At 62.5% G+C, this 20,138-nt stretch carries 19 protein-coding genes; 13 read left to right on the forward strand and 6 right to left on the reverse strand.

All coding sequences use genetic code 11. From position 1 onward, the window contains the following. Positions 1–49 precede the first annotated feature (49 nt). Together dapA and bamC are read left to right on the forward strand one after the other, a co-directional pair. A complete protein-coding gene (dapA, locus tag V8Z78_RS20525) occupies positions 50–946 on the forward strand; it encodes a 4-hydroxy-tetrahydrodipicolinate synthase (RefSeq protein WP_003064577.1) in 897 nt (298 codons plus the stop codon). A gap of 63 nt (positions 947–1,009) precedes the next feature. Beyond that, entirely contained in the window at positions 1,010–2,122 is a 1,113-nt protein-coding gene (bamC, locus tag V8Z78_RS20530; protein ID WP_039049897.1) for an NlpB/DapX family lipoprotein, read from the forward strand. Positions 2,123–2,395: 273 nt separating this feature from the next. On the opposite strand, the gene V8Z78_RS20535 is transcribed toward bamC, so the two are convergent. The 3 genes from V8Z78_RS20535 to V8Z78_RS20545 form a co-directional block, all read right to left on the reverse strand. Next, positions 2,396–2,662: a hypothetical protein gene (locus tag V8Z78_RS20535; protein ID WP_034359978.1), complete on the reverse strand. Its 267-nt coding sequence runs from the start codon at positions 2,660–2,662 to the stop codon at positions 2,396–2,398. A gap of 377 nt (positions 2,663–3,039) precedes the next feature. Then, a complete protein-coding gene (locus tag V8Z78_RS20540; protein ID WP_012837381.1) occupies positions 3,040–4,164 on the reverse strand; it encodes a JmjC domain-containing protein in 1,125 nt (374 codons plus the stop codon). Positions 4,165–4,235: 71 nt separating this feature from the next. Then, entirely contained in the window at positions 4,236–5,186 is a 951-nt protein-coding gene (locus tag V8Z78_RS20545; RefSeq protein ID WP_179625674.1) for an AraC-like ligand-binding domain-containing protein, read from the reverse strand. A 356-nt stretch (positions 5,187–5,542) separates the two neighbouring features. On the opposite strand from V8Z78_RS20545, the gene V8Z78_RS20550 reads away from it, so the two are divergent. From V8Z78_RS20550 to V8Z78_RS20565, 4 genes are all read left to right on the forward strand, one after another. Next, positions 5,543–6,994 (forward strand): aldehyde dehydrogenase, encoded by a 1,452-nt coding sequence (locus V8Z78_RS20550; protein ID WP_349732027.1) that lies wholly within the window; start codon positions 5,543–5,545, stop codon positions 6,992–6,994. Positions 6,995–7,170: 176 nt separating this feature from the next. Beyond that, a complete protein-coding gene (locus V8Z78_RS20555; RefSeq protein WP_012837377.1) occupies positions 7,171–7,491 on the forward strand; it encodes a c-type cytochrome in 321 nt (106 codons plus the stop codon). Between the two features lie 13 nt (positions 7,492–7,504). After that, on the forward strand, positions 7,505–8,020 hold the full coding sequence (locus tag V8Z78_RS20560; protein WP_349732028.1) for a hypothetical protein: 516 nt from the start codon (positions 7,505–7,507) through the stop codon (positions 8,018–8,020). 19 nt (positions 8,021–8,039) lie between these two features. Beyond that, entirely contained in the window at positions 8,040–9,590 is a 1,551-nt protein-coding gene (locus tag V8Z78_RS20565) for an FAD-binding oxidoreductase (RefSeq protein ID WP_003064558.1), read from the forward strand. Between the two features lie 253 nt (positions 9,591–9,843). Here V8Z78_RS20565 and V8Z78_RS20570 read toward each other — a convergent pair whose 3' ends face one another. Further along, positions 9,844–10,824: an AraC family transcriptional regulator gene (locus tag V8Z78_RS20570; protein WP_003064557.1), complete on the reverse strand. Its 981-nt coding sequence runs from the start codon at positions 10,822–10,824 to the stop codon at positions 9,844–9,846. Between the two features lie 214 nt (positions 10,825–11,038). On the opposite strand from V8Z78_RS20570, the gene V8Z78_RS20575 reads away from it, so the two are divergent. The 6 genes from V8Z78_RS20575 to V8Z78_RS20600 all read left to right on the forward strand — a co-directional run bounded on the left by V8Z78_RS20575 (position 11,039) and on the right by V8Z78_RS20600 (position 17,436). Next, positions 11,039–12,262, forward strand: a complete 1,224-nt coding sequence (locus V8Z78_RS20575; RefSeq protein WP_045838289.1) for an amino acid ABC transporter substrate-binding protein — start codon at positions 11,039–11,041, stop codon at positions 12,260–12,262. 227 nt (positions 12,263–12,489) lie between these two features. Further along, on the forward strand, positions 12,490–13,365 hold the full coding sequence (locus tag V8Z78_RS20580) for a branched-chain amino acid ABC transporter permease (protein WP_349732029.1): 876 nt from the start codon (positions 12,490–12,492) through the stop codon (positions 13,363–13,365). Next, on the forward strand, positions 13,362–14,303 hold the full coding sequence (locus V8Z78_RS20585) for a branched-chain amino acid ABC transporter permease (RefSeq protein ID WP_003064547.1): 942 nt from the start codon (positions 13,362–13,364) through the stop codon (positions 14,301–14,303). The genes V8Z78_RS20580 and V8Z78_RS20585 overlap by 4 nt, the downstream gene beginning before the upstream one ends. After that, on the forward strand, positions 14,300–15,070 hold the full coding sequence (locus V8Z78_RS20590; RefSeq protein ID WP_349732030.1) for an ABC transporter ATP-binding protein: 771 nt from the start codon (positions 14,300–14,302) through the stop codon (positions 15,068–15,070). The genes V8Z78_RS20585 and V8Z78_RS20590 overlap by 4 nt, the downstream gene beginning before the upstream one ends. Beyond that, a complete protein-coding gene (locus tag V8Z78_RS20595) occupies positions 15,063–15,776 on the forward strand; it encodes an ABC transporter ATP-binding protein (RefSeq protein ID WP_349732031.1) in 714 nt (237 codons plus the stop codon). The genes V8Z78_RS20590 and V8Z78_RS20595 overlap by 8 nt, the downstream gene beginning before the upstream one ends. A gap of 208 nt (positions 15,777–15,984) precedes the next feature. Further along, complete coding sequence (locus V8Z78_RS20600) at positions 15,985–17,436, forward strand: aldehyde dehydrogenase (protein WP_279090407.1); 1,452 nt, start codon at positions 15,985–15,987, stop codon at positions 17,434–17,436. Between the two features lie 274 nt (positions 17,437–17,710). Here the strand turns inward: V8Z78_RS20600 and V8Z78_RS20605 are convergent, their stop codons facing one another. After that, entirely contained in the window at positions 17,711–18,487 is a 777-nt protein-coding gene (locus V8Z78_RS20605) for a DUF2076 domain-containing protein (protein WP_349732032.1), read from the reverse strand. A gap of 235 nt (positions 18,488–18,722) precedes the next feature. Here V8Z78_RS20605 and V8Z78_RS20610 point away from each other — a divergent pair, with 235 nt between their 5' ends. Further along, positions 18,723–19,244 (forward strand): FKBP-type peptidyl-prolyl cis-trans isomerase, encoded by a 522-nt coding sequence (locus V8Z78_RS20610; protein ID WP_003064531.1) that lies wholly within the window; start codon positions 18,723–18,725, stop codon positions 19,242–19,244. A gap of 189 nt (positions 19,245–19,433) precedes the next feature. Here V8Z78_RS20610 and V8Z78_RS20615 read toward each other — a convergent pair whose 3' ends face one another. Further along, positions 19,434–20,039: a glycine zipper 2TM domain-containing protein gene (locus tag V8Z78_RS20615; RefSeq protein ID WP_003064528.1), complete on the reverse strand. Its 606-nt coding sequence runs from the start codon at positions 20,037–20,039 to the stop codon at positions 19,434–19,436. Between the last annotated feature and the right edge of the window lie 99 nt (positions 20,040–20,138).

The following is a 20,138-nucleotide window of genomic DNA, read 5'->3' on the forward strand; positions in this document are numbered from 1 at the left end:
CCCTGTCCCTGTTTGTAGAATTCATTTTTACCGTTTTCTGATTGCGGATATGACATCACCCTCCGTTGCTCTCACTGGCAGCATTGTTGCCCTCATTACGCCCATGCTCGAAGACGGTAGCGTCGACTACCCGTCGCTGCGCAAACTCATCGACTGGCATGTGGCCGAAGGCACCAACTGCATCGGTGTGGTCGGCACCACCGGTGAATCGCCCACCGTGAATGTCGAAGAGCATTGCGAAATCATTCGTGTCGCCGTGGAACAGGCCGCCGGTCGCGTCTCCATCATGGCCGGCTGCGGTGCCAACAGCACGCACGAAGCCATCGAGCTGGCCAAATACGCCAAGAAGGTGGGCGCCGACAGCCAGCTGCAGGTCGTTCCCTACTACAACAAGCCCACACAGGAAGGCCAGTACCAGCACTTCAAGGCCATCGCCGAAGCCACTGGCGACCTGCCCGTGGTCCTGTACAACGTGCCCGGCCGCTCGGTTGCGGACATGCAGCATGACACCGTGCTGCGCCTGGCCCAGATCCCCGGCATCATCGGCATCAAGGAAGCCACCGGCAACATCGAGCGTGCCCAATGGCTGATCCGCGACGTGCCTGCCGGCTTCGGCGTCTACTCCGGTGACGACCCCACCGCCGTGGCACTGATGCTGTGCGGCGGCCACGGCAATATCAGCGTGACGGCCAACGTCGCGCCCCGCCTGATGAGCGAGTTGTGCAAGGCCGCCATGGCCGGCGATACCAAGCGCGCCATGGAAATCCAGTTCAAGCTCATGCCCCTGCACAAGAGCCTGTTTGTGGAAGCCAATCCCATTCCCGTGAAATGGGCAGCAGCCCGCATGGGTTTGTGCGGCCCCGCCATGCGCCTGCCCATGACGCCGCTGAGCGAGCAATGCGAAGCAGTTGTTGAGGATGCTCTGCGTAAAGTTGGCGTACTCTGATCGAGTTGCGCTAAGCTAGCGGTTTTTCGCACATAGCTTGAACGCTACCCAAGGACAATCCGCGTGAAACAACAAACAGCACGTTTGAGCCTGCTCAGCATCGCGCTGGGCCTGTCTGCCTGCACGACCACGTTCCAAGAGACCAAGATCGACTACAAGAGCGCGGGCAAGAATCAAGCTCCCTCTCTTGAAGTCCCTCCGGATCTGACGCAGCTGTCGCAAGACTCGCGCTATACCGTCCCTGGTGGCGTGGTATCCGCTGCTGCCATGCAGGCCAATGCCAAGGCCGCCAAGCCTGCCGACAACAACACCGCGGCCAACAAGATTGGCGACGTCCGCATCGAGCGCGACGGTGCCGAGCATTGGCTCGTGGTTGATCGTGCAGCCGACAAGCTCTGGGAGCCCACTCGCGACTTCTGGCTGGAAAACGGCTTCATCTACTCGATGGAAGACCGTCAACTGGGCATTCTCGAGACCGACTGGGCCGAAAACCGCGCCAAGCTGCCTCAGGACATCATCCGCAAAAGCCTGGGCAAGGTGTTCGATTCGCTCTATTCCACCAGCGAGCGAGACAAATTCCGCACCCGCCTGGAGCGCGAACCCGATGGCAAGACCCGCATCTATGTCACCCACCGTGGCATGCAGGAGGTCTACACCAGCGAGCGCAAGGACAACACCATCTGGCAACCACGTCCTCGCGACCCCGAACTGGAAACCGAATTCCTGCGCCGCATCATGGTCAAGCTGGGCGTGAGCGAAGAGCAGGCCTCTGCCGTCGCCAAGGCGGACAAGTCTGCAGCTACCACCTCGACCGGCGCACGCATGGACACCATCAACGGCGTGCCCACGCTGCAGCTGGAAGAAGGCTTTGAGCGCGCATGGCGCCGCGTTGGCGTGGCGCTGGACCGCACCGGCTTCACCGTGGAAGACCGCGACCGCAGCCGCGGCCTCTACTACGTGCGCTACGTGGACCCGAACGCCAAGCCTGAGTCCAAGGGCTTCTTCAGCAAGATCTTCAGCCAGGGCAAGGAAGCTGCCGCGCCTCAGAAGTATCAGATCCAGGTCAAGGGTGACGGCAACAAGTCCCAAGTTAGCGTGCTCAATGAGCAAGGCCAGCCGGACAGCTCCGCCAACGGCCAGCGTATCGTGCGCATCATCACCGATGATCTGAAGTAAAGAGCGCTGCACCCCATACAAAAGCCACCGGACTCAGCTCTGGTGGCTTTTTTCATGTCCTAACGAATCGAACTTCGGCTTGGGGGCTGCCGCTCATGGCGTGCGCTTGCCCGCCAAAATCCGCCCAAGTGCAAATTACAGGTGCAGACCTTGTATGCCGGCAGGCATCCGCAGCTCGAAAATCCGCTGCGAAATCCAGACGTAAAAAAACCGCACCTGAGTGCGGTTTTTTCATGCTTGAGGCCTGGGCCTCAAGCTGGCTGATGCAGCGAATTACTTGGCAGCAGGAGCTTCAGCGGCGGGAGCAGCAGGAGCGTCAGCGGCAGGAGCAGCAGGAGCGTCAGCGGCGGGGGCAGCAGGAGCGTCAGCGGCAGGAGCAGCAGCGTCAGCGGCGGGAGCAGCAGGAGCTTCAGCAGCAGGTGCGGGAGCAGCAGGAGCTTCCACAGCAGGAGCGGGAGCAGCAGGAGCTTCTTCCTTCTTGCCGCAAGCAGCCAGAGCAGCAGCAGCGATCACGGTAGCCAGAATCAGAGAGTTCTTCATGACAGTTTCCTAAATGGTAGGTTCAGCAGACGGTATGCAGATTGCCATTACGGTCAGCCTTTTGCAGCTATTGATCGCTCTGGCAGATCAGGTCAAACGATAAATTCGACTCAGCCCGCATTATAGGTAGTTTTGCCCATTGCTGACTAACACTGACAGCAACCAAACAATTCTGCACAAATCGGTGCGTTCTCATTTACCGGGCAAGCCCACGCTTGCCTTGAGCCACACTGTGGAGCATAAATTTATTCCTGTCAAATCCCTGACAAAGCTTTGATAAAGATTTACATAACCTACACAAAGCCTGCGAAATCAGCAGGAGCCACAGAGGACAAACCCGTAAGTTAGCACGATCGCTGTTACAAGTCCACCCTGTTTCAGTCGCCGGAGCGAACCCAGCCAGCATCAAACCACGACGACAGCAACTCCAGCGCGTCATCGCTGGCAGTTGCCAGATCCTTGCGCGACAGGGCTCGGCTGTCTGCCAGCTTGCGCATCAAGGTGGCATCGCGGCCGCCAGCCAGATAGCTTTCGCCATTGATGAAGATGTGCTTGGCGTCATACATCATGCGTGTGCGGCGATCCAGCACCACGCTCTCGAACATGCCGTTTTCATCGCCATGCTCGAACCAGACATTGGGCTTGGGGTCGCTCAGGTACTCGCCCAGCGCGCGCTCCAGCGCCAGCGGCTCGGCCATGGCCTTCTTCAGTGCCTCGCGGGCAAAGTCATACATGCCTTCAGGAATCAGCGCCGGGTTGCTCACGGCCTCCTGCTTGGGGTCGCGATAAATGACCGGAGTTTCGGGCTCGTCGGGCTCGTCCGACATGCGCAGCAGCAACTCGCGACCCAGCTCGCTGCGATCGGGCGAGCGAAAGCCTATCGAATACGTCATGCATTCGCCTTCTGCCACTCCGTCATGCGCCCATTTGGGCGGCAGATACAGCATGTCGCCGGGCTCCAGAACAAACTCTTCCTCGGGCTCGAAATTGGAGAGGATTTTCAGTGGCTTGCCCTGCTGCAGAGACAGGTCTTTTTGACGACCGATGCGCCAGCGGCGCCTGCCCTGGGCCTGCAGCAAAAACACGTCATAGCTGTCGAAATGCGGGCCTACGCCTCCTTGATCGGTGGCAAAGCTGATCATCAGATCATCGAGGCGCGCCTCGGGCACAAAGCGGAATTGCTGCAGCAACTCATGCGCCTTGGCGTCATGCATGTCCACGCCCTGCACCAACACGGTCCAGCCCGGCTTGGTCAATGCAGGCAGGCTGCGACGGGACAGCGGGCCGTGGCTGAGCTTCCAGTTGTCGCCTTCGAGCTGCTGGATCAGGCGCGACTCCACGCCATCCTCGCCCGCCATGGCCAGCAGGCGAGCACGCGGAATCGGGGCCTTGAAGCCGGGGATGGCCTGGCGCACCAGCAAAGGCTTTTTATGCCAATGCTTGCGCATGAATTGAGAGGCGGTGAGCCCACCCAGCAGGGTGAGCGGCGTATTGATGTCCATGAATACAGTCCTGCTTTCTAAGCAACGGCCTGCATTGTCCTATAGGCCTCGAAAACGCTGGTCGGCACAGATCAATGACCGAGCGCTCTGAACTCGGACGGCGACATGCCGGCATAGGCCTTGAAGGAACGGCTGAAGTGCGCGCTGTTGCCAAAACCACAGCCCATGGCAATGTCTGTAATGGTGCGGTGCGCGAGCGCCGGGGAATGCAGCTCCCGCATGCAAAGCTCCAGTCGGCTCTGCTGGATGAAGCCGCCCAGCGACTGGTCTCGCCCCGCAAAGGCGTTGTGCAGATGCCGACGGCTGCAATTGAGTGCTTCGGCCACCTGATCGACTGACAACCCGGGGTCGCGCACATGGCTGGCCACATGCTCGCAGATGCGGTCGTACAGGGCCTGCTTCTGCGTCACCGCCGTGGCCTGCCCGCCAAGGGCCTGCAGGGACAGATGCACCATATCCACCAGCAACTCCCCGGCGCGGCGCGCCAGCGGTGCCGTCATATTGTCCAGTTCCTGGTAAGTGCTGCGCATGGTCTGCAGAGCAATGCGCGCAATGCCGGCGCTGCCCCCCACCGATCGACCCATGAGATTTTCCAGACGCAGGCCTCGCTCGGCAATGCTCTGTTTGGGCACCATCATGATCAGGTGCTCCGTGTGCCGGGGATTGGCCACCACATAGGGCTGCGAGGTGTCATAGATGGCCCAGCTGCCATTGCTCACGCAGGCCTTGCTGCCGTACTGTTCCACCTCGGCATGGCCGCTCCAGGGCGCCACGATCTTGAGATAGGCCGCTTCGCTGTCGCGCAGACGGTGGCTGTCGCGTATGACGCGATGGCGCCCGGCATCCAGCTTGGTGAGCATCACATCGCCGGCGTATGCCACGCTCAGATGCCCGTCAAAACAGGTGTCGCCATACAGATCCGTATCCAGACCCGAGAACAGCTGCGCCATCCAGCCCTGCCAGGCTGGTGCAGTTTCCTTCTCGGGAAGACCATCGGTACTCAGTACCACGGGCGCGGTCATGGGCCTTGACTCCTCGTTGTATCTATCTCTGCCTGTACCGACAAAGTACAGCAATTATCGGTAAGTGAGCACTTTCGTGCTCAGGCCGGAAAGAATCTCCCACACTGCATTCAAACTAGTGCAAACCCTAGGTTGCGTGCACGATTCGTCAAACGGTTTGTGCACATTGCGCACAGCATCTTGCCAAGGCTTTTCCTACGATCACTCACACGCCAGTGTCAGGCGAAACACCACAAAAGGGGGAGACAAGCCCGGTGACACAAGCCTTGTGCAACGGCACCAGCTCCCACTTTTTTCAACTTGCAGCAACAAGCAGTGACCGCGGTCACGCGACCTTGGTAGCGAAGGAAGCGAAGATGATTGAACAAAGCATGCTCATCGGCGGTCAGACCGCACAGGCCAGCAATGGCGCCACTTTCGAGCGCAGAAACCCTCTGGACGGATCGGTCGCCACGCGTGCCCCGGCCGCCACAACAGCCGACGCCGTGCGTGCCGTGGAAGCCGCTCAGGCGGCCTTCCCTGCCTGGGCGGCCCTGGGCCCCACAGAACGCAGGCTGATGCTGATGAAGGCCTCGCAGGCCCTGGAGGCCAAGGCCGAAGCCTTTGCCGCAGCCATGGCGGCAGAAACCGGCGCCTCCGGCATCTGGGCCGGCTTCAATGTGCATCTGGCCGCCAATATGTTTCTCGAAGCCGCGTCGCTGACCACCCAGATCAACGGCCAGCTGATTCCTTCGGATATCCCCGGCAGCATGGCCATGGCCGTGCGCCAGCCCGCTGGCGTGGTGCTGGGCATCGCCCCCTGGAATGCCCCCATCATCTTGGCCGTACGCGCCATTGCCACGCCCCTGGCCTGCGGCAACACCGTGATCCTCAAGGGCTCGGAACTGTGCCCTGCCACGCACGGCCTGATCATCGAAGCGCTGCAGGAAGGCGGCTTGCCGCCCGGCGTGGTGAACTTCGTGACCAATGCGCCCGAAGACGCCGGCGCCGTGGTCGAGGCCATGGTGGCCCACCCCGCCGTACGCCGCGTGAACTTCACGGGCTCGACGCGCGTGGGCCGCATCATCGGCCAGACCTGTGCCAAATACCTCAAGCCCGTCATTCTGGAGCTGGGCGGCAAGGCACCGTTCCTGGTGCTGGACGATGCCGACATCGACTCCGCCGTGGCCGGCTGCACCTTTGGCGCTTTTGCCAACTCGGGCCAGATATGCATGTCCACCGAGCGCATCATCGTGGACGAGGCCGTGGCCGAGGAATTCATCGCCAAGCTGGTGGGCCGCGCCCAGACCCTGCCTCTGGGCGACCCTCGCCAGGGACCGGTGGTGCTGGGCTCAGTCGTGGACATGAACACCGTGAACCGCGTCAACGAGCTCATCGACGATGCCGTGAGCAAGGGTGCCAGGATTCTTTGCGGCGGCAAGGCCAACGACACCTTGATGGCCGCCACGCTGATAGACGGCGTGACTCCCGAGATGCGAATCTTCCGTGAAGAGACCTTTGCCCCGGTAAAAGCCATCGTGCGCGTACGTGGCGAAGAGCAGGCCATCGCCATGGCCAACGACAACGAGTTCGGCCTGTCTTCCGCCGTCTACACCAGGGACACAGCGCGCGGCTGGCGCGTGGCCGGCCGCATCGAAGCGGGCATCTGTCATGTCAACGGCCCCACCGTGCACGACGAGGCACAGATGCCTTTCGGCGGCGTGAAGAACTCGGGCTACGGCCACTTTGGCGGCCAGGCCGGTATCGATGCCTTTACCGACACCCGCTGGATCACCATGCAGACCACCGCACGTCACTACCCCTTCTAAAGCGTCCAGGACAGCAGTCGTAGCCGGCAGGCATGACTCCTGTCTTCGCTTGAAACCTCCATCGCGGGCACTGGGCCATGAGGCAAAGACCTCAGGTGCAGCGCCCGCATGGGCAAGGCGCGAGCCCTAGCCCGCGCCTTGTGTCTGCCGACCCACAGAACCACCGGAGACCCACGTTGAAACATGCCTCCCAACTGGCCCTGGCAGCCCTGCTGTCTGGCCTCAGCCTCGCCGCCTCGGCTGCGGACTCTCACAACATTGGCCCCGGCCAGCGCTTCTACGAAAAGACCTGCGCCAAATGCCATGAAGCCGGCATAGGCCCCGTCATCAAGGGGCGAGGCTTTCCGCCCGCGACCTACGTGATCATTGCGCGCAACGGCATGAACGCAATGCCGTCTTTTCGCGTGACCGATATCGACGACGCCACGCTGGAAGACTTGGCAAACTACCTGTCCAAGACAGAGGCCCCCAAGGCAGCCGAGCCAGCCAGGAAATAAGGAGGACGATGCAATGCAAACCGATCGTCGCTCCCTTCTCAAAGCTCTGACCGCTGCAGGTCTGGCTGTCTCCGGCATAGGCTGGGCACAGGCTGCCACCTCCGCTGCAGGCCGCACCGCCAGCGCAGCCACACGCTCTGCCGAGGTGCTGGCCGTGACCTCCTCCATGCACGCCAGCGCGCTGGACAAGGCCTTTGCGGCCGGTGTTCAGAGCACCTCCCGCAACGTGGTGCACACCGGCCTTCAAGGTCTGGACAGCGCCGCATTCAACCAATTGGGCGAGCTGCTGACCGACAGCCAGGAAACCCTACTGGTGGGTCTGCTTGATGACGCCTCGGCCACGTTGGTGCTGGACCTGGTTCGCTCCAGCGGTGGCCGCGTGCTGGCCGTGGAACACCATCGCGTAGACGGCGCCGCCGCTGACTGGGCCCAGGCGCTGGGTCGGTCGCTGGCGTCCGGTCAAGTCATGAACACCACCACGGCGGCAGCAGGCAAGGAAGCCCGCGTGTCCTTTAGCTGCGTAATCTAAGAAACAAGGAAAGCAGAGCATGACAAGCAAATACATGGCCCTGCCCAAGGGCATGAGCGAAAGCAGCTTCGATGCGGCCATCGCCCAATTCAAGAAGGCCCTGGGCGAAGACAATGTGATGATCAAGGACGAACTGGTTCGTCCCTACACCAAGGTGATGATGGCTGTGCCTACCGAAGAGCACACACCTTCCGCCGTTGTGACTGCCACCACCGTGGAGCAGGTGCAAGAGGTCGTCAAGATCTGCAACGCGCACAAGGTGCCCGTGTGGACCATCTCCACCGGCCGCAACTTCGGCTACGGCTCGGCCGCACCGGGCCAGCGCGGCCAGGTGGTGCTGGATCTGCGCAAGATGAACAAGATCATCCACGTGGACCCCGAACTGTGCACGGCCCTGGTCGAGCCTGGCGTGACCTACCAGATGCTCTACGACTACCTCGAAGAGAACAAGATTCCCTTGATGCTGTCGTTCTCGGCACCTTCGGCCATTGCCGGCCCTCTGGGCAACACCATGGACCGCGGCGTGGGCTACACACCTTATGGCGAACACTTCATGATGCAGTGCGGCATGGAAGTGGTGATGGCCAACGGCGATGTGCTGCGCACCGGCATGGGAGGCGTCAAGGGCGACAAGGCCTGGCAGGTGTTCAAATGGGGCTACGGCCCGACGCTGGACGGCATGTTCACCCAGTCCAACTACGGCATCTGCACCAAGATGGGTTTCTGGTTGATGCCCAAGCCCCCGGTCTTCAAGCCGCTGGAAATCCAGTTCGACGAAGACAGCGATATCTCCGAGATCGTGGAATTCATCCGCCCCCTGCGCATCGCCCAGGTCATCCCCAATTCGGTGGTGATCGCGGGCGTGCTGTGGGAGGCATCCACCTGCAACACCCGCCGCTCGGACTACACCACCGAGCCCGGCCATACGCCCGACGCCATCCTCAAGCAGATCCAGAAGGACAAGCATCTGGGCGCCTGGAATGTCTACGCGGCGCTGTACGGCACCAGGGAGCAGGTCGACGTCAACTTCAAGATCGTGCAGGACGCGCTCAAGAAGCTGGGCAAGGGCCGTCTGATCACCGAAGAAATGGCTGGCGACACCCAGCCCTTCAAGTACCGTGCCCAGCTCATGTCGGGCGTGCCCAACCTGCAGGAATTCGGCCTCTACAACTGGCGCGGGGGTGGCGGCTCGATGTGGTTTGCCCCTGTGTCGCAGGCGCGCGGCAGCGAGTGCGACAAGCAGAAGTCGCTGGCCAAGAAGATCCTCAACAAGCATGGCCTGGACTATGTGGGCGAGTTCATCGTCGGCTGGCGCGATATGCACCATGTCATCGATGTGCTCTACGACCGCAGCAACGAAGAGGAAACCAAGCGTGCCAATGCCTGCTTTGCCGAGCTGCTGGACGAGTTCGAAAAGGAAGGCTATGCCGTGTACCGCGTGAACACGGCCTTCCAGGAGCGCGTGGCGCAGAGCTACGGTCCGGTCAAGCGCGATATCGAGCGCAAGATCAAGCGTGCTCTGGACCCCAATGGGATTCTGGCTCCGGGCAAGTGCGGAATAGATATCTGAGGCTCCCCCTGAGCGGCTTTGCCGCTTCCCCCTCTCTCGCTGCGCGGGAGGGGGACAATACCTTCGCTGCGGGGCGGCCCTTGCTCGGTATTACTGAATCAGAGCATGCTCAATCCAACGCTCTTGGTCGCAGCCAAGCACGCAAAAAAGCCACCCGATTTGAAAACGCCGGGTGGCTTTTTTGTTTTTGGATTGCTACCTTATTGATAGCTTACAGCGTATTTAGCATCTGAACCTGAGGCTTGTTTAACTCTTAATTGAGCAATTTGGAGCCAAACATGCCTGCCCTGAACTGCGCCGGCGTCTGCCCCGTGTGCTGCTTGAACAGGCGGCTCAGATGCGCGCCGCTGGCAAAGCCGCTAGCCAGCGCCAGCTCGGTCAGGGTGCAGTGGCGATTGGCAGGACTGAGCAGTTCGCGCTGGAACAGGGCCACGCGCTCGGCCCAGATATGCTGGCTGATGGACAGGCTCTCATCGGCAAAGGCGTTGTAGAGATGACGCTTGCTGCAGTTGAGCGCTGCGGCCACGGCATCGACGCTCAGGGCCGGATCGCGCAGATGCTGGCGCACATAGGCCTTGATGCGGCCCAGCAGCAGCTCGCTGGCGCTCAGGGAGGCCGCACGGCCGCAGGCATCGAGCAGGGACAGCTGGATCAGCTGCAGCAGCGAATCCGTCACATGCTGGGCCAGACCCTGGCCCATGGCCCGACATTCGGCAAAAGTGCCGCGCATCATGTCCAGCGCAATGCGGGACACGCCTTCGCTGCCGCCCACATAGCGCCCCATGAGCGCGTCGATGGCGCGACCATGGTCTTCGAAGCGGCTTTTGGGCAGGGTGATGATCAGATGCTCGCACCACTCGGGGTTGAGCACCTCGTACTCCTGCGTGGTGTCATAGATCAGCCACTGGCCGCTGCGCGCCACGGCTTCGCGCCCGTTCTGGCAGACGCGGGCCTCGCCATGCCAAGGAGCCACGATCTTGAGAAAGTCCGTGCTGTGCCGCGCCATGCTGGCCGATGTGCGCCGCACGCGATGGCGGCTGGCCTCGATCCGGGTCATGCCCACCGGCCCCAGCTCCAAGGTTCCCAGCCGCGCCGAGAAATGCTGATCGCCATAGACATCGCTCTCCAGTCCATAGAGCGTTGACATCCAGTGCTGCCAGGCGCCCACGGCTTGGGCACCTTGCATCTCGGTCATCTTCTCGGTCACTTGGTAGGCAGGAATGTCTGGCCGCATCTGGGCTCCTGAAGAAGTAACAGGATGCTTCATTATCCATAGCGACCCGGACCCGGGTCCGGGCAAAACCGGCGCCTCGCAGGGAAATCAGTGTTTACCCACAGACACTTGCATGCACAGACAAGACGCAGTGCACGCACAGACAAGCCCCTTGCGCCGCGATTTCCTACGATGGCCGAAAACCCGGACACCCGTCCATAAAAAGGAGACAAGCATGACATTCGCCGACAAGCGTTTTGTTCTCAAAAGCCTGGTCGCGGCCACGGCCCTGGCGGGTCTGTGCGGCCAGGCCCTGGCCCAGGAAGCGCCCAAGTCCATCCGTATCGGCTGGGCAATTGCCAAGACCGGCGTCAACGCGGGCGGAACCTCCGTGACCACGGCGCCCAACTACAAGCTCTGGGTCAAGGAGATCAACGACGCCGGCGGCATCATGCTCAAGGCCTACAACAAGCGCGTGCCCATCGAGGTCATCGAATACGACGATCGCTCCAGCACCGAGGAGGCCGTGCGCGCCACCGAGCGCCTGATCACCCAGGACAAGGTGGACTTCGTGCTGCCGCCCTGGGGCACGGGCTCCAACCTGGCCGTGGGGCCGACCTACGAAAAGCACAAATACCCGCTGCTGGCCGCCACCTCGGTGACCGACAAGGCCCCCGATCTGGCCAAGCGCTGGAAGCATGCCTTCTTCTTCCTGGGCACGGGCGGCGAATATGCCGAGGGTCTGGTCGCCATGCTGGAAAAGGCCAAGAAGGACGGCAAGATCAACAACAAGATCGCCATGATCAACATCGCCGACGGCTTTGGCGTGGAGCTGGCCAATGCCACGCGCAAGGCCGCCAAGCAGCATGGCTTCGAGCTGGTCTACGACAAGAGCTATCCGATCGGCACCCAGGACATGACGCCCGTCATCAACGAGGCCAAGGGCAAGGGTGCCGACACCTTCGTGGCCTACTCCTACCCACCCGACACCATGCTGATCAACGAGCAGGCCAGGACGCTGGGCCTGGCTCCCAAGGTGCTGTTCACCGGCGTGGGCACGCAATTCCCCATGTTCAAGGGCAAGTTCGGCGCAGCGGCCGAAGGCGTGATGGCGCCGGGTGGCATCGATGCCGGCAACCCGCAGATGCAGGCTTACCTCAAGCGCTTCAAGGAGGTGACCGGCCAGGAATCGGACCGCTTTGCCAGCCCCATCGTCTACACCTCGCTGCAGATGCTGCAGCAGGCCATCGAGCGCGTGGGCAAGATCGATCGCGCCGCCGTAACGCAGGAACTCAAGAGCGGCAGCTTCGAGACCGTGCTCGGCCCCGTCAAGCTTGAAGGCCAGATGCTGACCAAGCTCTGGCATGTGGGCCAGTGGCAGAACGGCGAGTTCAATGCGATTGCGCCGACCAACCGGGCGGGGGTCAAGCCTGCGGTGATACCGCGGGTCACCCCCTGAGGCGCTGCGCGCCTTCCCCCTCTCTCTACGCGCTTCGCGCTATGGGAGGGGGACGACAGCCTCGGTGCGGGGCTGCCCTTCCTCGCTGTCCCGTTGCTGGGGCATGCCTATTCCGGCATTCGCCCAGTTCCACAATAACTATCAAAACAAGAGCTGGTTGCGCATGTCTCGCTTTCACTTTGCATTGATTTCATAACAAGAACAATGAATCACCAGCGGTATACGCTATGAATTTAATAGACATCTTTCTCGCTGGCGCCATGCTGGGCGGGCTCTACGGCCTGGTGGCCATGGGGCTGACGCTGCAGTATGGCGTGGCGCGCATCATGAATCTCTCGTATGGGGAGTTTCTGATTGCGCCGGCCTTTCTGGCCTTTTTTGCGGTGAGCAGCTGGGGTATTTCACCACTGCTTCTGGTGCTGCTGGTGGTGCCGCTGGGCTTTGTCATCCAGTGGCTGATCTATCAGCTGCTGCTGACGCCGCTGGTGCGCCGCGCCAAGGGCGGACCGGCGCTGGAGGTGGATTCGATTCTGGCCACCTTCGGCATGCTGTTCGTCGTGCAGGGCGTCATGCTGGTGATGTTCGGCGGCGACTATCACAGCTACAGCTATCTGGCCGATCCCGTGGAGATCCTGGGCAGCAAGGTCGCGGCCAACCGTCTGCTGGTGCTGGGCTTTGCCATCGTGCTGGGCGGCGGCCTGTACCTGCTGCTGACACGCACGCGTGCCGGCGCCGTGGTGCGCGCCGTGTCCGTGGCACCTCAGTTCGCACATCTGGTCGGCATCAATGTGCGCAGCACGGCGGCCCTGGCCTATGGTCTGGGCGGCGCGCTGGTGGCGGTCTGCGGCGTGCTGGTCAGCATGTTTCTGCCCTTCTCGGCCGGCATGGGCACCATGTTTGCCATGAAGGCGCTGATCGTCGTCATCATGGGTGGCGTGGGCAATCTCATGGGTTGCCTGGTGGCCGGCATGCTGCTGGGCTTTGCCGAAACATTGGTGGCCTCCTTTGTCGACCCCGGCCTGACGCTGGCCGTCAATTACGCGGTGTTCCTGCTGGTGCTGCTGTTCAAGCCCACCGGTTTGTTCGGGAGGACTGCACGATGAGCCGCAAAGAAATTCTGATCTGGGCCATCTGCGCCATCGCCACCGCCGGTCTGGCACTGCTGCCGCGCTGGCTGACGGATGAGTACTACCTCTCGCTCATGATCAGCATTCTGATGTACTGCGTGCTGGCCACGGCCTGGGCGCTGTTCTCGGGGCCCACGCGCTATATCTCGCTGGCCACCGTCGCCTTCTTCGGCATGGGCGCCTATGTCACCGCCGTGTTCGGCGAGTCCCTGCCCTGGGCCGCCGTGCTGGGCATTGCGGCCGGCGTGGGCCTGGTCATGGCCTTGATCGTGGGCCTGTCCACGCTGCGGCTGTCGGGCGTGTACTTCGTGATCTTCAGCTTCGGCCTGGCCGAGCTGGTCAAGCAGCTCGTCACCTGGTGGGAAGTCAACATCACCAAGGACCTGGGCCGCTATGTATTCGTGGAGATCACCCAGCTCGATATCTACTGGCAGTTGCTGGCCATGCTGGCCCTGGTGCTGGCGCTGCGCGCCCTCATCAACCGCTCGCGCCTGGGCCTGGCGCTGCGCGTGATCGGGGAGGACGAGACCGTGGCCACCCATGTGGGCATCAACACCACCACGGCCAAGCTGCTGCTGTTCGCCCTCAGCGCCGTGTTCATCACCGTCACGGGCGCCATCATGGCTCCGCGCTGGACCTATATCGACCCCAGCATTGCCTTTGCTCCTGCCGTCTCGTTCCAGACCCTGATCATGGCCTTGCTCGGCGGTGCCGGCGCGCTATTCGGCCCGATTCTGGGGGCCGTGCCGCTGGTGCTGCTGTTCGAGTACCTGGCTGCCAACTTCCCCAACCATTTCTCGATTCTGCTGGGCCTGGTATTCATCGTGATCGTGTACTTCATTCCCCAGGGCCTGTCTGGCGTGCTGGCCAGACTGCTGGGCAGGAATGCGGCCAGCAAGGGAGAGCAGCCATGAAGACCGCCACCCTGCTTTCCGTGCGCGGTGCCACCAAACGCTTCGGCGGCCTGGTGGCCGTCAACGCACTGAGCTTTGACGTCTATCCGGGCGAGGTCGTGGGCCTGCTCGGCCCCAATGGCTCGGGCAAGACCACGGCCATGAATCTGATCTCGGGCGCCCTGCCCGTCAACGGCGGCGAGATCGTATTCAACGGCCAGCCCATCCACCCGCTCAAAAGCCACCAGATCGCCCGCCTGGGCGTGGCACGCACCTTCCAGCTGGTCAAGGTGCTGGGCTCCATGAGCTGCAGCGACAACGTCATTGCCGGCATGGCCTTCAAGCCCCGGCCGCTGTTTGGCAAACCTGCCGCTGCGCGTGCCCTGCAACTGCTGAATCAGGTGGGTCTGGCCGAATTGGCGAATACTCCCGCGGGCGAGCTCACCTATATCAACCAGAAGCGCCTGGAGCTGGCCCGCGCGCTGGCGCTGGAGCCGCAGATCCTGCTGCTCGACGAATGGCTGGCAGGCCTGAACCCCACGGAGCTGCAGCAGGGCATTGCACTGATCCGGCAGTTGCAGGCCACGGGGCTGACGATTCTCATGGTCGAACATGTGATGGACGCCGTACACGCGCTGTGCAGCCGCTGCGTGGTGATGAACGCGGGCACGAAAATAGCCGACGGCCCCACGGCCCAGGTACTCAAAGAGCCCGAGGTGGTGCGTGCCTATCTGGGGGAAGACGTGAGTGCAGATGAAGACCGGTCAGCGGAGGCCAGCCATGCTTGAAGTGCGCAATATCTCGGTGAGCTACGGCAAGCATGAGGCGCTGCACCAGGTCAGCCTCCTGGTTCAGCCCGGCGAGCTGGTCGTCATGCTGGGCGCCAACGGAGCGGGCAAGTCCAGCCTACTCAAGGCGCTGGGCGGCATGGTCACGCCCCAGGCCGGCGCCAGCGCCCAGCTGGCGGGCCAGGAGCTGATGCAGCTGCCCCAGCATGCCATCGTGCAAGCCGGCCTGGCCCTGGTGCCCGAAGGGCGCGGCGTATTCGGCGATCTCAACGTCAAGGAAAACCTGCTGCTGGGAGCCCAGCCCCAGCGCGCACGCGCCAACGAGGCCAGCAATCTGGAGCAGGTCTTCGCCCTCTTTCCCAAGCTGCGCGATCGCCTGCCGCAAGTCGTTCGCACCATGAGCGGCGGCGAGCAGCAGATGGTGGCCGTGGGCCGCGCTCTCATGAGCCAGCCCGATATCCTGCTGCTGGACGAGCCTTCGCTGGGCCTGTCGCCGCTGATGTGCAAAGAGCTGTTCGCAGCCCTGGCGCGCATCAAGACACTGGGCATGGGCGTGCTGCTGGTGGAGCAGAACGCGCGCCAGAGCCTGGCCATCGCCGACCGTGGCTATCTGCTGGAGACGGGCCGCATTGTGGGCGAAGGCTCGGCCACAGAACTCAGCAACAGCCCCGCCGTGCGTCGCGCTTATTTGGGCGGAGAACACTGAGATGAATCCCCCTGAGCGGCTTCGCCGCTTCCCCCGGAGGGGGACGATGCCATCGCTGGGGCAGCCCATGCTGGGGCAGCCCACGCTGCGGGGCTGCTGGGCCGCCTAGGCCCTTGCTCGACACCTCTGTGCTGGGCCGCGTCTAATTTCAACGGTATGAACAACAGGCAGCTTTGATGACTGCTTTCACGTCAAAAGGAGATGAAAAATGATCGAACAAAAAATGCTGATAGCCGGCCAGGAATGCGCAGCCGGCAATGGCGCGACCTTTGAACGCAGGAACCCGCTGGATGGCAGCGTGGCCACACGCGCGCCGGCAGCCACGACCGAGGACGCGATTCGCGCCTGCGATGCAGCGGCAGCAGCCTTCCCCGCCTGGTCGCAACTGGGGCCGAACGCCCGCCGCGCGATGCTGATGAAGGCCTCGCAGGCGCTGGAAGCCAAGGGCGAAGCGATTGCCGCGGCCATGGCTGCCGAGACCGGCGCATCGGGCATCTGGGCCGGCTTCAACGTGCATCTGGCCGCCAGCATGCTGCTGGAAGCGGCTTCGCTGACCACGCAGATCAATGGCGAGATCATCCCCTCCGACGTGCCCGGCAGCCTGGCCATGGCCGTGCGCCAGCCCGCCGGCGTGGTGCTCGGTATCGCGCCCTGGAATGCCCCCGTGATTCTGGCCGTGCGCAGCATCTCCACGGCCCTGGCCTGCGGCAATACCGTGATTCTCAAGGGCTCGGAACTCTGCCCCGCCACCCACGGCCTGATCATCGAAGCGCTGCAGGACGCAGGCCTGCCCGCCGGCGTGGTGAACTTTGTGACCAATGCGCCCGCCGATGCGGGCAGCGTGGTCGAGGCCATCGTGGCCCATCCGGCCGTGCGCCGCGTGAGCTTTACCGGCTCCACACGTGTGGGCCGCATCATCGGCCAGACCTGCGCCAAGCATCTCAAGCCCGCACTGCTGGAGCTCGGCGGCAAAGCCCCGTTTCTGGTGCTGGACGATGCCGATATCGATGCGGCCGTGAACGCCGCCACCTTTGGCGCGTTTGCCAACTCGGGCCAGATCTGCATGTCCACCGAGCGCTTTGTGGTGGATAACAAGGTGGCCGACGAGTTCATCGCCAAGTTTGCCGCCAAGGCCCGCAGCCTGCCGCTGGGTGACCCGCGCAAGGGACCCGTGGTGCTGGGCTCTGTGGTCGATCTGGCCACGGTGGAGCGCTGCAATGCCATGATCGACGACGCGCTGGCCAAGGGCGCAAAAATCGTATGCGGCGGCAAGGCCGAGAACACCCTGATGCCCGCCACGCTGATCGACCATGTGACGCCGGCGATGCGCATCTTCCACGAGGAGACCTTCGGCCCGGTCAAGGGCATCGTGCGCGTGAACGGCGAGGAAGAAGCCATTGCCACGGCCAATGACAACGAGTTCGGTCTGTCCTCCGCAGTCTTCACCCGGGACACGGCCCGTGGCTGGCGTGTGGCAGCGCGCATCGAGACCGGCATCTGCCATATCAACGGCCCCACGGTGCATGACGAAGCCCAGATGCCGTTTGGCGGCGTCAAGGCCTCGGGCTACGGCCATTTCGGCGGCCAGCAGGGCATCAATGCCTTTACCGAAACCCGCTGGGTGACCATGCAGACCACAGAACGCCACTATCCGTTCTAAAGACCCCCTGAGCGGCTTTGCCTAGGCGGCCCCGCCGCTTCCCCCTCTCTGCTTCGCGGGGGGACGACAGCTTTGCTGCGCGGCGGCGCTTGCTTGCTGTCCCACACTTAGGTCGCGCCCTAGTTAAAGCTCGCGCCCATCGCTACTGAAATTAAAAAAGCCACCTGATTTGAAAACGCCAGGTGGCTTTCTTTTTTCCTTCTCACTATCTAATCCATAGCTGCTAGCGTTTGATGGAAAAGGGCTTGAGCCTCAAAAATCTCAAAGCATGTAATCAGGCAAAGTCATCGTCAAAGAAGCCGCCGCCATCGTCCCAACTGCCGCTGTCAAAGCTGACTGAGTTGTCTATGCTGCCAAGGCCCGCATCGTTGGCCAGGCTCGAGGTATTGCCGCTGTCGCCATGCAAGCCCTGGTTGCTGCTGTCCTGCGCCAGCGACTTGCTTTCGCCGCCACTCTGACTGCCCGAGCCGGCGTGATGGCCGCCCATCAGATTCTCCAGCCCGTTGAACAGAAACATGCCGCCCGCCACGCCGGCTGCGGCCGCTGCGGCATTGCCCAGGAAGCTGCTGCCGGCAGAGGTTGCAGGCTGGCCGTAGGCCTGCGGCGCTGCAGCACGGGGCGCCGAGCCGCCGCCAAAGAAACGGTCGCGCCAGCTGGAAGGTTGAGGCGCCACTTGCGGCTGGTTCTGCGGCTGGTACTGGGGTTGATAGGGAGGCTGGGCATTGGCAGCGTAGCCACCATCCTCGGCATGGCGCTCGGGAGCGCGGCCGAAGTGCGTGCCCAGGCCGCCCGAGAGAAAGCTGCCGGCGCCCTGGCTCTGGCTTTGCTGGGCCAGCTTCACCTGCTGCTGCAACTCGCCGATCTGCTGCTGGGCCTGCTGAATGGCTTGCTCCAGCATCAAGGTGCGCTGGGCCAGCCAGTAGACCGCGTCGGGCGCGTTGCTCAATCCACGGCGCAGCTCGGCATCGGCCTGCGCGTCCTTGGGCTGACCCTGGGTCAGCGTCAGCCTGGCGCACAGGTCTTGCAGCAGTTGTTGTTCCTGAGAGGTCATGGTGCCTTCCTTAAAGCCCGCAAATTACTTGCAGCAGAGATGGGGTCAGTATGCAGGCCTGCAAGAGCGCCAATGTGAAGGCTGTGCAAGTGCTTTTTGCAGGGTGTAACAAAAGGCCTGTGCTGCAGTTGCGGGCAGCGCATGGGACAATGCCTGCCATTGCGCCACGGCCGTGGCGGCGTTTCAATTTCGGCTGCGGGACTGGCCCGCGGCCCACCAACTGCATACACACACCATGGAAGTTACCCAACAATGCGTGGTCGCCCTGACCTGGACACTGAAAGACACCCTGGGCGAGGAGCTGGACGTGCTGGACGAGCCCGTGGAGTTCCTTGTCGGCGGCGATGACCTGTTCAAGCGCATCGAAGAGGCTCTGCAAGGCCACGGCGTAGGCACCACACTGGACCTGCACCTGGAGCCCGAAGAGGCATTCGGCGACTATGACGAGAGCCTGATCTTCCTGGAAAAGCGCGAGCTGTTCCCCGAGGAGATCGAGGAAGGCATGAGTTTCGAGAGCACGGCCATGCCCAAGGGCACCAACCCCGTGCCTCCCGATCTGCTCTACACGGTCACCGAAATCTATCCCGAGCATGTGGTGCTGGACGGCAACCACCCGCTGGCCGGAATCGCCATCCGCCTGCACCTCAAGATCGAAGCCGTGCGCGAGGCCACCGAGGAAGAGATCGGTCGCGGCACGGCCGGTACGGGATTTTTCCGTATCGAGCCCATGGCTCCGGGCAACGAAACACTTCACTAATCCCCTGAGGCGCTTTGCGCCTTCCCCTTCAGGGAGACGACAGCTCCGCTGCGGGGCGGCGGGGCCGCCTAGGCTCTTGCTTGCTATCTCTGGCTTGAGAACACGCCAGTTTTCAAGGCTGTACTGCTCTTGACTGGTGAAGTAAAAAGGGACTCCTCGGAGTCCCTTTTGTTATGTGCGCCTGTCTGCTCAGCGGCGGAAGATCTGGTTGCCTTCCACGCGCACATATTCGCCGATGCTCAGCTGCGGAGGCTGCTGGTAGTCCAGGGCGCGCACGCTGCCGTCCTGCAGTTGCACGGTGACGCGGTAAATATCGCGCACGCTGCCTCCGCCCATGTTGTTTTGCACGGCGTTGCCGGCAAAAGCGCCTGCAGCTACACCGGCGATGGTCGCCAGTGTACGGCCCGAGCCCTTGCCCACCTGGTTGCCCAGCACACCGCCGATCACGCCACCGGCAATCGCGCCGCCCGCGCCAATGCCGCTGCCGTCCTGTACACGCACGGTCTCGATATTCATCACACGGCCCTGCTGGGCGTATTGCTGAGGCTGCTGCGAGTAACAGTTGGGGTTGTTGTAGCCGCAGTTATTGGCGGGATAGGTCTGGACCTGGTTGTTGCCCACGGGGTAGGCCTGTGTGCTGCCAGGGTAGCCTGTACCCGAATATGCACCCTGGGAGTAGCCTCCCTGGTAGCCGCCGCTCTGGTAGCCCCCCTGGGGATAGGCCGCACAGGCCGACAGAGCCGCAACGATTGCGCTCACCATGGCCAAGCGGCCCCAGCGTTGATTGATTTGCATGGAAATCTCCTGATTGGCGCATGCACATTCCATACGCCGCAGTCCCTGTTATGAGTTGCTCTGCAAACCTTGCACGGTCTGCCTTTCCATTGCAACGCG

The organism is Comamonas sp. wu1-DMT (genome assembly GCF_040187805.1).
Taxonomy (GTDB): Bacteria; Pseudomonadota; Gammaproteobacteria; order Burkholderiales; family Burkholderiaceae_C; genus Comamonas; species Comamonas thiooxydans.